Source organism: Bradyrhizobium sp. 139 (genome assembly GCF_023074175.1).
Classification (GTDB): domain Bacteria; phylum Pseudomonadota; class Alphaproteobacteria; order Rhizobiales; family Xanthobacteraceae; genus Bradyrhizobium.
Map to the genome: position 1 here is coordinate 1 of NZ_JADPKS010000116.1, position 13,381 is coordinate 13,381.

At 57.2% G+C, this 13,381-nt stretch carries 14 protein-coding genes; 4 read left to right on the forward strand and 10 right to left on the reverse strand.

Features of this window, described 5'->3' with window-relative positions:
* Positions 1-248: 248 nt before the first annotated feature.
* Together IVA80_RS26905 and IVA80_RS26910 are read right to left on the reverse strand one after the other, a co-directional pair.
* On the reverse strand, positions 249-593 hold the full coding sequence (locus tag IVA80_RS26905) for a hypothetical protein (RefSeq protein WP_247437339.1): 345 nt from the start codon (positions 591-593) through the stop codon (positions 249-251).
* Entirely contained in the window at positions 593-1,684 is a 1,092-nt protein-coding gene (locus tag IVA80_RS26910) for an IS5 family transposase (RefSeq protein WP_247437340.1), read from the reverse strand. The genes IVA80_RS26905 and IVA80_RS26910 overlap by 1 nt, the downstream gene beginning before the upstream one ends.
* Before the next feature lie 171 nt (positions 1,685-1,855).
* Here IVA80_RS26910 and IVA80_RS26915 point away from each other — a divergent pair, with 171 nt between their 5' ends.
* Both IVA80_RS26915 and IVA80_RS26920 read left to right on the forward strand, forming a co-directional pair.
* A complete protein-coding gene (locus tag IVA80_RS26915; protein ID WP_247437342.1) occupies positions 1,856-2,656 on the forward strand; it encodes a hypothetical protein in 801 nt (266 codons plus the stop codon).
* Positions 2,649-5,939 carry a DEAD/DEAH box helicase gene (locus IVA80_RS26920; protein ID WP_247437344.1) on the forward strand — a complete coding sequence of 1,097 codons (3,291 nt, stop codon included), beginning with the start codon at positions 2,649-2,651 and terminating at the stop codon, positions 5,937-5,939. Before IVA80_RS26915 ends, IVA80_RS26920 begins: the two co-directional genes overlap by 8 nt.
* Before the next feature lie 127 nt (positions 5,940-6,066).
* Here IVA80_RS26920 and IVA80_RS26925 read toward each other — a convergent pair whose 3' ends face one another.
* The 3 genes from IVA80_RS26925 to IVA80_RS26935 form a co-directional block, all read right to left on the reverse strand.
* Positions 6,067-6,348: a hypothetical protein gene (locus IVA80_RS26925; RefSeq protein ID WP_247437346.1), complete on the reverse strand. Its 282-nt coding sequence runs from the start codon at positions 6,346-6,348 to the stop codon at positions 6,067-6,069.
* A gap of 205 nt (positions 6,349-6,553) precedes the next feature.
* Positions 6,554-7,051, reverse strand: a complete 498-nt coding sequence (locus tag IVA80_RS26930) for a hypothetical protein (protein WP_247437348.1) — start codon at positions 7,049-7,051, stop codon at positions 6,554-6,556.
* Positions 7,052-7,219: 168 nt separating this feature from the next.
* On the reverse strand, positions 7,220-7,429 hold the full coding sequence (locus IVA80_RS26935; protein WP_247437350.1) for a hypothetical protein: 210 nt from the start codon (positions 7,427-7,429) through the stop codon (positions 7,220-7,222).
* 228 nt (positions 7,430-7,657) lie between these two features.
* Here IVA80_RS26935 and IVA80_RS26940 point away from each other — a divergent pair, with 228 nt between their 5' ends.
* A complete protein-coding gene (locus IVA80_RS26940) occupies positions 7,658-8,212 on the forward strand; it encodes a hypothetical protein (RefSeq protein WP_247437351.1) in 555 nt (184 codons plus the stop codon).
* A gap of 6 nt (positions 8,213-8,218) precedes the next feature.
* Here the strand turns inward: IVA80_RS26940 and IVA80_RS26945 are convergent, their stop codons facing one another.
* The 5 genes from IVA80_RS26945 to IVA80_RS26965 all read right to left on the reverse strand — a co-directional run bounded on the left by IVA80_RS26945 (position 8,219) and on the right by IVA80_RS26965 (position 11,841).
* Positions 8,219-8,548: a hypothetical protein gene (locus IVA80_RS26945; protein WP_247437353.1), complete on the reverse strand. Its 330-nt coding sequence runs from the start codon at positions 8,546-8,548 to the stop codon at positions 8,219-8,221.
* Positions 8,545-9,036 carry a hypothetical protein gene (locus tag IVA80_RS26950; protein ID WP_247437355.1) on the reverse strand — a complete coding sequence of 164 codons (492 nt, stop codon included), beginning with the start codon at positions 9,034-9,036 and terminating at the stop codon, positions 8,545-8,547. Before IVA80_RS26950 ends, IVA80_RS26945 begins: the two co-directional genes overlap by 4 nt.
* A 321-nt stretch (positions 9,037-9,357) precedes the next feature.
* Positions 9,358-10,287 (reverse strand): glycosyltransferase family 2 protein, encoded by a 930-nt coding sequence (locus IVA80_RS26955; RefSeq protein ID WP_247437357.1) that lies wholly within the window; start codon positions 10,285-10,287, stop codon positions 9,358-9,360.
* A gap of 197 nt (positions 10,288-10,484) precedes the next feature.
* Positions 10,485-11,300: a DUF6538 domain-containing protein gene (locus tag IVA80_RS26960; RefSeq protein WP_247437358.1), complete on the reverse strand. Its 816-nt coding sequence runs from the start codon at positions 11,298-11,300 to the stop codon at positions 10,485-10,487.
* A gap of 355 nt (positions 11,301-11,655) precedes the next feature.
* Positions 11,656-11,841 carry a hypothetical protein gene (locus IVA80_RS26965; protein ID WP_247437359.1) on the reverse strand — a complete coding sequence of 62 codons (186 nt, stop codon included), beginning with the start codon at positions 11,839-11,841 and terminating at the stop codon, positions 11,656-11,658.
* 822 nt (positions 11,842-12,663) lie between these two features.
* Here IVA80_RS26965 and IVA80_RS26970 point away from each other — a divergent pair.
* Entirely contained in the window at positions 12,664-13,371 is a 708-nt protein-coding gene (locus tag IVA80_RS26970) for an SPASM domain-containing protein (protein ID WP_247437360.1), read from the forward strand.
* Positions 13,372-13,381: the final 10 nt, after the last annotated feature.

The window sequence follows — 13,381 nt, forward strand, 5'->3', positions numbered from 1 at the left end:
GCCATCCGCGCCTTCCGGCGCCACCATCCTTCATGCCCATCACTGATCCACCAAACCGGCGTTGCCAAATCAGTCAGCGCCGTGAGAAATGCGGGCTAGTCAGAATCTGACCTTGGTGCCCACGCAGAGACGCCACCGGAGACCCATGTGCCCCTCGCCGCGCCCATGCCAGCTGGCACGTTCCGAATGTCTCTGGAGTGGATTGCCCTGAATGGCGACGCGAATGCGCTAGCAGGCTGTTGAAGAACTCAGCCGCGTTCGCAAACGAGGCCTGAATCGTCGCCATTGTGCATGTAGAAATGGCCGACGAGCCTGCCAGCAGTGCCGATCATAACCCATCCGCGACCGCAGACGGGGTCATTCTCGTCGTGCCCTTCCCATGAGAACTCCGCGCAGGGCGAACCGTCTCGCGCGCCGTAGCGGACGTCGAGGAAGCCCTTCAGCGCACCGAAGGCGACTTCACCGTCGGACTTGCGATCGAAGGTGAGATGCGCCTCTTCGACAAGATCGAGGAAGTCGCTGTCCCAGTTGTCCATTTCGACGATGCGCCAGCGGCCGGCAAAGGCCTTTGCGAAGCTGGGCACCTTGGCCATCAGCCGGTCTCCGCTATCAGTTTGGGCAGCCGCACCAGATTGTAGACGGCGGCAGCGAAGGTAAAAGCCCATGCTACGCGATCACGGCCACGGAAGCTGGTCTTCTCTTGCCCGGCTACCGTCTTGATCCAGCCGAATGCCTCCTCGATGCGCTTGCGGATGCGCTGGCTGACGGCATAGCCGCCGTGCCGGGTCGTTCGCCCGTCGATTGCAGAGCTGCGGCCGCTGGTGTTCTGCGCAACATGCGGCGTCACGTTCATCGAGCGCAGCTCATTGACGAAGTCTTCTGTGTCGTAGGCCTTGTCGGCGCCAAGCGTGATCGCTGTTGGCAGATCAGCACGAGGCTCGATCATGTGTAGCGCGGCCACCAGTTCGGCATGCCCGTCAGCCAGCGTCAGGCACGCGTCGACCACCAGGCCGTGGCGGTTCTCCATCAGCCCGTGCCCGATGAAGCACAGCTTTGTCTCCTTGCCTTTGCCCTTGCGGTACAGCCTGGCATCGGGATCGGTAGTCCAAGCATGGGTGTCGTTCGAGCGTTTCTGGCCATGGAAGTCCGCCTCGGCATTGCGGCCAGCGCCTTGCGCCGGCGGCTCGCCAGAGCTGTCCTTCGGCCTGACGCTCTTCATCGAGGCCCAGGCCTCGATCAGCGTGCCATCGACCGAGAAGTGATCGCTCGATAGAAGCTTCTTCACCCTGGGCTGCGCCAGCACCGCCACCAGGAACTTCGCCGCGATGTCGCCTTCCAGCAGCCGGTCGCGGTTCTTCGAGAACACCGAATGGTTCCAGACCGCATCGTCGACGCCCATTCCGACGAACCAGCGGAACAGCAGATCGTATTCCAGCCGCTCCATCAGAAGCCGCTCCGAGCGGATCGAGTAAAACGCCTGCAACAGCATCGCCCGCAGCAGCTTCTCAGGCGGGATCGACGGCCGCCCAATCGGCGAATAGAGCGCGGCAAACTCGCGCTCCAGCGCCGCCAGCGCCTCGTTCACGATCGTCCGGATCGCTCGCAGCGGATGATCACGCCGCACCCGCGCCTCCAGGTCAACGTAGCTGAACAGCTCGCCCGTTCGATTGTCCCCGCTGCGCACGCACCATCTCCGAATCTCGTCGGAGCCAATGAATCACGGTCGCCGATCGACGGCGAGTGCCTTTTTCAACAGCCTGCTAGAACGCATTTGCAACCAATTATCGAAACAGTGACATTCACAACTGGCGGTGTTAGCGTGCACCCATGGGTTTGGGGGAGGTTTCTAAGGAGAATGACGCTTACGCTTTCTCAGATCGACCACGGCGATTTATGCCATGGCTGGTCTTGGGTGGTTCAAGACGAAGAAAAGCTAGCTCAGCAGGTTGCTCGAGTCGCACTTGGTCAATTCCGCCACGTCAGTAAGATTTTGGCCGGAGTCGAATCCGCCGATCCGGCTACGACCCATGACCATGCAGCGGATGCGATTGACCTTCTCACCGTTCCGGACGGTGAAGACCCTTGGCATCGAGACGGTTGGATATTCCAGACGATTTCTTGGATTGCTGCGCACCAGCAAAGCCACGGCGTGGTCACACGGCCTCCGCATATTATTAAAGCGCACAAAGGATTCGACGGTCTGCAGTTGCAATTGACCGAAGACGGTAAGTCGGTCGCCGCGGTCGTTATCTTCGAAGACAAGGCCACGGATAATCCGCGTGAAACAATCCGCAAGGATGTGTGGCCAGGAATAACGGCGCTTGAATCGGGAAAGCGCGTGAACCAGCTTACGCACGATCTCAGCGCAGCCCTCGAAACTCAAAAGCACCTTGATCCCGAGCTCGACATTGATGCTGCGATCAGCAACATTCTTTGGAAGGACGCAAGGCGGTATCGCGTAAGCATCACAGTTGGTGAAACGCATAACGGCCAACAGGGACGGAAGCGGCTTTTCAAAGGCTTTGACGGATCAGCGCCTGGCGGCGTTGAGCGACGCCGAGCCGAAACCATTCATATCCCCGACCTGCGCCAATGGATGCAGAAGTTTGCCGATCGCGCAATCGCGCACGTAAAAGCGACGGTGACCAATGTTTGATCCCATTACGACGACGCTAATTCAGAGCGCTCCCGCGTTTGACGGTCTCGACATAGAAGGCTTGCCTAAGAGGCTGACCAACGCATTTGCTGATATTGTCTCAGCCCGCATTCGCCTTCGGGCGGCCTCAGAGACCGGCGAACGCGAAGAGTTAGTAGAGACCCTGGGAGAATTGCGCCGCGTTGCGGCTGCCCACGAAGCCTACGTCACTTTGCTGCCCGAACGCGAAAATCGTGCAGCGGCGGCCTTTGTCGCTGCATCAGCGCACCAAGCATGCATGTTGGGCGGACCAGCAGAACGGACGGGACGCCACGTCGATGCGGCTGCGCTCTCCCCGGAAATATGCTCGACCCTCCTATTTTTGGTAGCGGAGGCTCATGCGGATGCAGCTGAAGCCGCAAAACGCATAATCCCGGATGCCAACGGCGCCAATCCCATGGAAGCGGCACTACTGCAAGCAGTCAGACATCTCGCACAAGGCAACCTGATCGCTGTTGTTAGACCAGAGACTCCGCTGTTGTCGGAACCCGACATAAGTGCGCGCGCACTTCAAGCGTTACAACTCTTGCTGCTTCGCGGAGTTCGACGGTTAGCGGCGCAGCTCCGTTCTCGCGTGGATCTCTCACCTGAGGAGGGCGGCGCGGAAACAGCAGCGTCGATCTTCCGGCGTTGCAAGTCGCTCTGCTCTGAACGTATCGATGGAATACTTGACTCCGGCGATACTGTCGTCAGCCTCTATCCGGGCCCGCTACATCTCGCGAACCTTCTCCTCGCGGTGGAACGCGACCTTCTTGAAACGGCGCTAACGCGTATCCCTACACCGCCCGGAGTGCCAGAGGACGGGTGGTGGCGCATTATCAGGCGAATGGCTCGCCAACGTCCGTTCTTGTGGCGGAATCACCGCGAGGCTGTTCAGAAAGGATATCTTGCGGAAGGCGTATCGTCCGCGATCAGTTTTCCCACCGGCGGCGGCAAATCGACTCTGGCCGAGCTCAAAATCGCAAGCGCTCTTCTTCGCCAAGGAAAAGTCGTCTTTCTAGCGCCCACGCATGCCTTGGTCGGGCAAACCACCCGTGCACTCAAGCGCACCTTTCAAACCTTTGACGTTCTCGGTGATATTGATGAGGATCTAACGTTCGCGGCCGCCATCGAGCTTCCGGAGGTCACTGTTACGACGCCCGAACGTTGCTTGATGCTGCTATCCATCCAGCCTGACGCGTTTGCCGATCTCAAGCTTATTGTATTTGACGAATGTCATCTCCTGCATCCACGCGAGGAAGATCGCAGCCGACGCGGGCTCGATGCTATGCTGACGCTGTTAAACCTTACAAAGATCGCGCCTGGCGCTGACCTGCTCTTGCTCTCAGCCATGATGAAAAATACTGCCGAGATCGCGGGCTGGATCGCATCTCTTACCGGAAGGCATTGTCTTCCACTTGATTTGGCATGGAAACCTACGAGACAGGTTAGAGGTTGCGTCGTTTACCCCGCCGACCAGATCGAGGTCTTGAATGCTAGATTGCTTCAGGCTCGGCGTGAGCGGCCAAAACAGAAATCCGTACCCGCCGGGGTCAAGCGCGAGCTGCTCGCCCACCCCTTCGGGCTTTTTGGATTGCTGCAAACGTGGAGCACGACGAACCGCGAAGATTATTCACTTCTACCCCTGCTGCCGAACCCTCAATTGCTTTCTACTAGCACTGGAAGGCGCTGGTATCTCACACCCAACGGAAATCAAGTAAGCGGCGCTATTGCCGCGGCATCCGTTTCTGCTGGTATGAAAACACTTGTCTTCGTGCAGACGACCGTGTTCTGCGAAAGCTGCGTCAACAACTTTCCCGAAAGACTTTCAGCCCGTCCGGTTACTTTGAACGAGGAAGAAGCTGCTTGGCGTGCATTGGCCGTCGAAGAAATGGGCGGCGCTGAATACTGTTACGTCCAGCTGGATACGGACGGCCTGCTGAAGACAGGCGCTGCAAGCCACCATTCTCTGCTGTTAAGAGAAGAGCGGGATTTGCACGAATCGCTTTTTAAACGGCGCGATGGCATCGACGTGCTTTTCGCAACCTCGACTTTGGCGCAGGGCATGAATCTCCCTAGCGAAGTCGTCATCATATCCGGGGATAGCCGGTTCGACCCAGGCGCCGATAAGATGAAAAAGCTTGAGGCGCACGAACTGCTCAACGCCGCGGGCCGCGCCGGTCGAGCTGGAGACGGCGCCCAGGGGTTTGTGCTCCTTGTGCCCAGCAGGGTTATCGAGTTCGACGACGAGGGAGGTAAGATCAACAGCCATTGGATGGAGTTACAGGCCATCTTCGAACAGGCAGACCAATGCTTGGTCATTGACGACCCTCTAACAGACGTTCTGGATCAGATTCACAATGGGGTCACGAAAACCGGCACCCCCGCGTACTTTCTGGGAAAACTACCTGTGTCCATTGGTACGGGCAACGACCCGGCAGTGTCTGTGCTCAATCGGTCCTTTGCGGTTTTTCGAGCCAAAGCTGCAGGCGATCAGGCTTGGGTCCAAAGCAGGGTAACCGCCGCACTCGCAGCTCGAACGAAAGTTGACCTTCCAGAGAAAGGAAAATGGATCGAGCAAGTTGGAGGAGCAACAGGTCTGTCCGTGGAGATCCTGCAGCAGATTCTCGACCTTGCAGATAAGGGGCAGCTCGACGGCACATCTGCAGATGTCATAGCCGCGCTGCTTGGCTGGTTGACTACAAAACCCATTATTCTGATGGATATGGTGCGGCCTGAAAGTCTCGAAGGCTTATTTGGTGAGAAATATAAAGAGCTTCCTAACGACGAGCAACGAGCGGCCCAAGCATTGCCAGCTATCAAGAAGCTATTGCCGATGTGGATGGCCGGGGTCCCGCTTTGCCAAATTGAGGCAGCTCATGTGGAGCGGCCAGACAACTTGGGCAAATGCGAATACGCTCGTCATTTCGCCTCGCGCGTCGTCCCTGACCTCGCCTTTCTCGCGGGCCTACCGGCGCAGCTGCTGACAGCGCGCGCGAAAAGCGGCGGGGACACCTCACAACCGCTGCGCACGGTCTTGGCCACGTTAGGCGGGACGATCAGAGAAGGCTGCGATAGCCCCGAGGCGTTAGCGACCAGGATCAACAGCGGGAGAACCATTTCGCGCGTTGCTGCGCGCAAAATCTACGACAAAATCAAAGCCTATATACCTCCTGGAGCTCCGCACGAAGACTTCGCAATTACGCGCCAGCGGATGCGAGGAGCAGAAGCCGTACTAAGCTTCATGTCGATCACCGGCATCTAAATCGCTCGCAGACAAGTTTACGCACGCTTATCCCGACTACCGCAAGCGGAAACAAAACTTACCAGCCATCGTTTATTATCGACTGAACCGAATGAAGTTTGATAACAAAACTTACCGGCTATTGAAATCAAATGGTAATCCCAATAGCAGACAGAAGACGCTTAGCCTCCACATACAGATAAAGCTCGTCGTCCTGCGTTATTAGCCGAGCGTGCATCGTTGCGACACGCAGCGGATAAAGTCGCTGGAACGATTCTGTGACCGATTCCTGACGACGAAAGACAGCCGCAAACACGGCTTCCCAATTATCTCTTCTAACGATGATTGGCAGGTAATGCGCAAAGTCCCGCATAAGCGATAAGCGGCCATACCTGCTCACCTCTCTCACGCGCACGCTCTCGTTTATCATGCCAGTCTTTCCAGATTTCGCCAGGGACACGCTGCTTGATCCAGCCGCTGCCGAAAGCAGCAGACATTTGCTGATCAATGAAGCGGCGGATAGCTATCGCCGTCAAGAGTTTTTGTTGCTCGGGCAAATACAAAGCAAGCGAGCGGAGTTGAATTCCCGCAAGCGACCTATTCGGGCCGCGCAAGCCGCTGTAGCGCGCCGCTAACTAGAGGCCGTACAACACCACTGGCTCGTTGGTTGGCCGCACATAGTTAGGATGCTCAGACAGAAACTCAAATTCCCGCGCTGCCGCGTCCCGCACCGAAATGTTCCCCGTCCGTAGCAGTTCGTAATACTCATTACGCTCGCTGTATCCGGTTGCAGTGTCCGGCACTACCCAATAGTAAAGCCCGCTCGACATAGAAAGGAGATCGACTAGCAGATCAAACGCAAGCAAAAGACGATGCACATCTTCAATTCTATAAAAGTTGCCCGAATCCATTCCGTGCAGAACTACGTGACGGTTAAGAACGGACAATGAACAGTCGGCAGCGCTCGTGTCGATATAAATGGACTGATTGATAAAGTTGCTGAAAGCGTTCCGGTACATGTCCTGAACCGCATCGAATTCGGGAGCGCCCTGACAATGATGGACGGGAATGCCCGCGATTGCGCTCTTCAGGCCCGCAAAACTCGGTTTCCTATAGGATTTCCAAGTTGCCATCCCGCCATGGACAGCACCACGCCTTCGAGCGCCATAAGAAGCAGCGCAACTGCGGCTGGGTACTCCCGCTTGTAATAGCTAAATATCGCGGATTCATACAGGTGCGAGTATTCTTTAAAATGCGGCGTCTGGAGGCCAAGCCAAACGTACCGCGATCGCACCTGATGGCTAAACGCCACGTCGCAAAGCCTCTCGAATATCTTTTGCTCGATCAGTTTTTTTGTCATTGGCATTTTGATGTGGATTGGCAACGATAAACTGCGAGAGAGCTTTGAGCTCTGTAAATTCCTGCCCGACAATGAACGGCGCAACGAACCACCCATAGTCCTCGAATTTCGCAGTCATTACCGGGTATTCATTGATCGATTTCGAAATCATTCGTTCCCATCCCCCTTATGAATTGTTTTTCTAACTAGAATGATTGAAGGACTACGCTGAAGCCGTCAATCGTATTTCGGTCCCTTTGGCGGCTTGACGGACGCGAACGAATTTCGAAGTCATTGATGGGTGAGTGAAAGCCGCAGGCAACTCCTGAGAGCTCAGCTGCTCTCATGTCATGCGGCCCAGGTCCTCGACATCGCACTTGACTCGCTTTAATCTCGCAACATGGGCTTATTTCTCGAACGCTTGATCGAGACGCGAGCTTACCGCCTGCTGGGAGCGGTCGCCGTTACCCTTGCTTGCCTTTACGCCGCGATGGTTGCGGTGGACGGAACGAGGTATGCAGGAATGCGACCGGGACTGCTGGCTTTCGTGCTGCGCACCTTGAAAGCCGATATAGTCGACGCGCTTTCCGTACAATCCTGCAAACTACTTGGATTTGGTTTCGGCGACGGTGCACGTCCCACGCGGTACGCTCTTCTTTGCGAAGAAAATGGCTATGCGAGTGAGGCTGAACTCGCGGCAGCCGAACGGCTGGTGCGGCAGCAACTCGTCGATTACAAAAGCGGCATCACGTACAACAGCATGATGACCGCTTTAGCGATCGGAAAAGGGCAGCCCGTCATCATTCTCCCAAGATATGGGGTTGGCGTGACGCGTTCGTGCCCGGTTAGCAGCTATCGCGACCAGGAGTGCACCTGCGCCGGTAAATACAATGCGACGGAACGCTCCCGGATACCTGCAAGCGCATTGTTCAGTCCGCCAAAGCCCGTTCAGTAATCCTATTTACTTCGGGGGCTTTTTGTTGCGCTCGCGCCCCATGTCTTTGCTGACATCGTCGGCATTATCCTTGAACTGGTCCCGGCTGTCCTTCTTCGCGCCTGCGCTCCTTTCCTGTGCTTTTCGAAATTTGTCGGCCAGTGACGGTTGACCACGGTCTTTCTTGCCGGTGACCTCCTCGGCCTGCTCCCGGAATGAAGTCTCGCGCTTTGAGGCTTTTGGCTGCTCGGGCGTAATCGCCTCACCAGGTTGCTTTCCGGAACTCCTGCCCACCTTTGCGAAGCGCTCCGTTAGCGAAGGCGCGCGTTTTTCCTGCGCCGCGCTCGGCCCTGTCACATCACGCTTTGTCTCGATGAGCTCATGCCGCAACTTCCCGCGATGGTGAGAAAGCCGCGGTCGTCTTTCCAGACGATACGCCACCACAGCTCCTGAAGGGAGCGTCCGAGCAGCAGTTGCCCGGGCCGATAGCGATACCCCCATTCCTCGACGATGCTGGCGAACGCCGAGGAACCGCCCTTGCCGAATTCTTCGGCTTCTATGCGCCTCCTCATGCGGCGGGTCGCCCGCGACAGCCACACCTTGAGATCGTTGCCGAGCGGCCAGGCTGCGACCGCGGAGATAGCGAGCACGGCGATCATGAGGGCGTAAGAAATCCAGTCCGGAAGCAGCCAGAAGACGTCCGAGGGTGGCCCCGAAAACATGGCGGCGGGACCGCCCGTCAGGATGAGATAGGTCTCGAACAGGAAACCAGTCGAGAATGTCAGGACAGCAAAAACAATGAAGACCCCGAAGAGGTTAATCGGCAGCCCCACGGTCCAGCGCATGAAATGAACTCCGCGCCCAAAAGCTAAATCCTAGTCAGGAAGCACGGGCCCGGTAAGGGACAATCGTCAGGGAAAGCCGCGCGAAGCCCTAAGCAAAAAGGAGCAGCTCAGAAGGTGATATTGCGGGAAACAGTTGGCGCGGAGGTTTTCCTGCCAAAAAACGGTTTTGATCTTGTCAGCGTTCCGCCGCTGAACCACGGAATGTCATCCTTGGCCCGGTGACGGCGTACTCATTGCGACTACCAAGCGCCCTTATTTACGCGGGCGCACGCCCAGGGAGTCGAACCATGGCCCGGCCCCGGAAAGGCCGTGACGACCAGCTCAGCGAGATGCTGCGCTGCCGCCTCCGCCGGGCCGAATACCTTCGCATCCGGCAGGCGGCGCAGAAGGCGAATATGTCCGTTTTCGGACTATACCCGATAACCCAAGAAGTATCCTCCAGTGCCGCCTAAGGGTTTGAACGCCGCCAATTGCGCAGCGACGCCTTTGGCGTCGATACGAACGGTAGGACAAGGGTAGAAGGCCGCCCCCCATTGTCCGCGGCACATAAAGACCCGTGTAACCACGAGCCAGCAGGCGTAACCCGAGTTCTGAATCCTCCGTCAGGCACCATTCTGCCCATCCCCCGACCCTTTCGAGCGCATGGCGGCTCACAAGGCACATCGTGCCGTGCAGCAGAATGGCATTTCTGGTATGGCGGAGCTTCATGCCCACGGTAAAAAACTGCCGGTAACGGCCCCACCATTTCGCCCAAGCCTTGCGCCCGCCGCGTTGATCAGGCGCAACAGCGGGAAATAGCCACGCGTTCTCGCCTTCCTCCGTATTGCGCTGAGCGACATATTCGAGAAAGCCGAGTTGGATAATCTGCGGGTGCAGTGGGACGACGCGCTCCCCAGCATCACTCTTAACGCGCTTGCCTGCGGCGGCCTCGCGCGCGATCGACATAAGCGACGTATCCGTTTCGGCGTCTTCCCTGATGTCGGACACACGTAGCGAGGCGAGCTCATTCTGTCGTGCGCCCATGAACACCGCGAGTAGCGGAAGCCATACCGCAGTTGCGCCCTTCCCTGCTTCTGGAATTGCGTGCTCGGTGAAGAGCGCCGCATCGAACACGGCCTGTAGCCCGTGAGGATCGAAAGCGTCACGCGTTGATCTCGTACCCTCAACTCGCAGGTTCTTGAACGGGTCGGTCTCAGGCACCTCATCAGGCACCAATCCGTGCCGGAAGCCCCAGCCAATGATGGCCTGCATGGCGCCGAGCTGCTTGTTGACGGTCCCTGCGGAGACTTTCGGAGCTTGGGGGTGCTCTTGGGCCTACTGGCGCAGCTCCAGCAATCCTGCGTTTAGCAGCGGCCCACTGCGTGTCTTGGGCACCTGCCGTAGAGCATCACGGAATTGACTGGCATGCGAGCGCTTGATGCCCGCGATGGGCAGGTCACCGTGCATCTCTATGAACATGTCGATGGGACGGGTGTACTCGTGAACGCCGTCCTCGGGACGCTCGCGCTCCTTCTTCCACCCTCCAAGGCCTCCCGGAGCGTACCTCCCGATGCTGGGGCGCTCACAGGGCCTACTGTAAACGGGGGTGTCTCCACTGGATCGCCCGCGTTCCGCCGCGCGATGTCCCTGAGCGCCTTCACGCGAGCTGTGAGCACGGCCATTCCCAGCCGCCTGTACGACTGGCTCTTGCCGTCCAAGTTCAGCTGAAACTCTTCCAGCAATTCCTGTGCGTCCGAACGCACATGGGTGATGTCGCCTTTGGAGAGCGCTGACCTAGCATCAGGCAGGCTCTCGGCTAACGCGTGCTCGCGCTTGAACACCTCACGGTCGGACAAGCCCGCTTCAGGCAGGTCACCGACTTTGAACGGTGTGTTGAACTCTAGGCCAGCAGCAGCAAGCTGAGCCGCAACACTCTGAAAGATCGGCTCCGAGCCTGCCCCTTCCTGCCGCTCCTCCTCGTCAGCGGCCAAGAGCGAGGCATAGTAATGTTCGGCCATTAGCTTGATCTGTGCATCAGTGATGGACGCTACTCCGGGACGTTGTTTGAGCAGCGCCTCAGCACTGGCAAGCGTCCGATTGAAGTCCGCCAAGACGTGCGTGGCAGCAACGTTCGCCTCCTTCAGCACCTTGGTGCCGAGGGACTTCTTGAGGAAGACCTGCTTGGGTTTCTCGGAGTTGAGGACACGCGCGACGGCTTCTTGGAGGCGTTCAGGCACCTTCCGCTGAGCGTAGTACGTCCCGTGTCTGTCCTTGATCAGTCCCATCAACGCGCGCATCAAAGCTACGACCTAGTGCTGAGGCCAAACACATACGAGGCAGGTGTCGATGATGAATGGAAGAATGGTTCCCGGCTGTGAAAACTCTCGATCGCAAAACTCGACGGGTGGCTCGCGACATGCGGAGCTCACAATCTGTGTTAGCTTGCTGAAGAGAGGACTTCCCGGCCGTATCGGCGCCTCATCGGCAGATAGGCCCAATCCGTTGTGGTGCTTTCTGGTGGGCAACTTTGTACCGATGCCGCCACCGGCCTGCTTTGCCGTGCTGGCCTTGATATAGATCTTAAGGCCATTTATCAGCAAGAAGTCAGCACGTGGCGTCGCTGCGATCGATCGCCCAGCCTCACGCGCCGTCCTCTCGAGTCTTGGTTTGCGCGTCATAGATTCCGACTCGCAGCATGGGAAACCGCTCCTTCAGCTCGCGCGCGCCGGGTTTGGCCCCGTCTCTCGTCGCAAATTCAATCTTGAGTCGCCCATCGATTTCGAGTGCGTAACCTGAAACCGGCAATTCACGGGCGATAGCGACCATCTTTTTCCTTTAGCGACAGTAAGAAGACGAGGTCGACTACTTTCCGATTCGCGCAAATCGCGCCAGCTCAGTCCTATGGTGAGTAACGTTTTCAACTGTTGAAATTCGCGATCTGCTGCATGAAGGTGAAGACTTTGCATTCTCGACTGGGGCCAAGGGCACTCGCAATCGGAACTTCGCGGGTCGATGCCGACCACGTTGATCATGATGACGTGGCGCTCGGGGGCGGCGGCTACACCGTCACATTTCACAAGAAAGCCGCCATTCAACTCATTTTCGAGAGAGCTTGAATCGTACGTAGCGTCATATTGTACGCTATCGATTGCGTAGAGTTTCGCTTCGGTTGCGCATTTGGGACGACATTTATCGCGGACGTGTCGAGTTATGGACAGTACCGCCAATGGCATGAGTGATGCTTGTTGGAATAAACGAGAGGTTAGACGAACCCCATCGACGCATGTGCATTCGGCAGCCGTCCAATCCTGTTGGACCTGGGGTGCTATGGGGAGAGAGCCGTGGCGCATTCTTCATCTGTCGCGACCGCGCTTGCGACCGTGCCGAGTCGCGCTGGTGGACGACGAATCGAGAACTGAAGCATGAGCGAACCGGCATGAGATGCAAATCGACGGTCCCCTCAAGATCTCTTTGTTCCAAACGCGGAGCGCGGAAGTGGACATTATAGAATCGATGACTCTACAGGAGCTGCGCTCTGCAATCAGTGGCGGCAGAGTCTTGGAGATAACTACGACAACGGGCTGTGTCGTCGGATGTTCTTATTGCCCGCAGGACAAGTTTGCCAAACGGCAAAGAGCGATATCCGACGTGAAGCATCTTTCTCTTCAAGATTTCAAGCGATGTCTGGCGCGCGTACCAGCAGCTGTCGACATCAGCTTTTCCGGGTATTCGGAGCCTTGGCTTAATCCGGCTTGCACCGAAATGGTTGAGCATGCCTATGCGTGTGGCCATGCAATCCGAATTTTCACAACCCTGGTGGGAATGAACGGGCGGGATCTAAGACGCTTGCGTGCGCTGCAGTTCCGCGTTTTCCTGGTGCATGTTTTTGATGACGGCACGCACATGGATAGTGGTCTCGTCAGGCGCAACTATGTCGATTTGATGCGCCAACTTGTCGATGCCGACATTTCATCGTTGCTCTTCATAGTCATGGGCGAGATGCATCCCGAACTTGTCGGCATAATTCCTGACGAAGCGCTGGTTCGCTCGCGTCCGCCGCGCAGCAGGGCTGGCAACGGCGAGAAGATGGTTGGAGCGCGGCAGCCAATTGTTGGAGCACTGACATGTCCTGACGAACGGCAATATCGTAATGTTCTTCTCCCAAACGGCGACGTTACTTTCTGCTGCATGGATTTTGAGCGACGACACGTTTTGGGCAACCTCCTCCGCGACAGGTACAAGGATCTCTTCGAGGGGGCAGCTTTTTGCAACATTGCCGATCGCATGAACGGAACGGACGGCTTTCTGCTTTGTCGATCGTGTGAATTCGCCGAACCAATAACGTCGGAATTCTGATCTTTGAGAG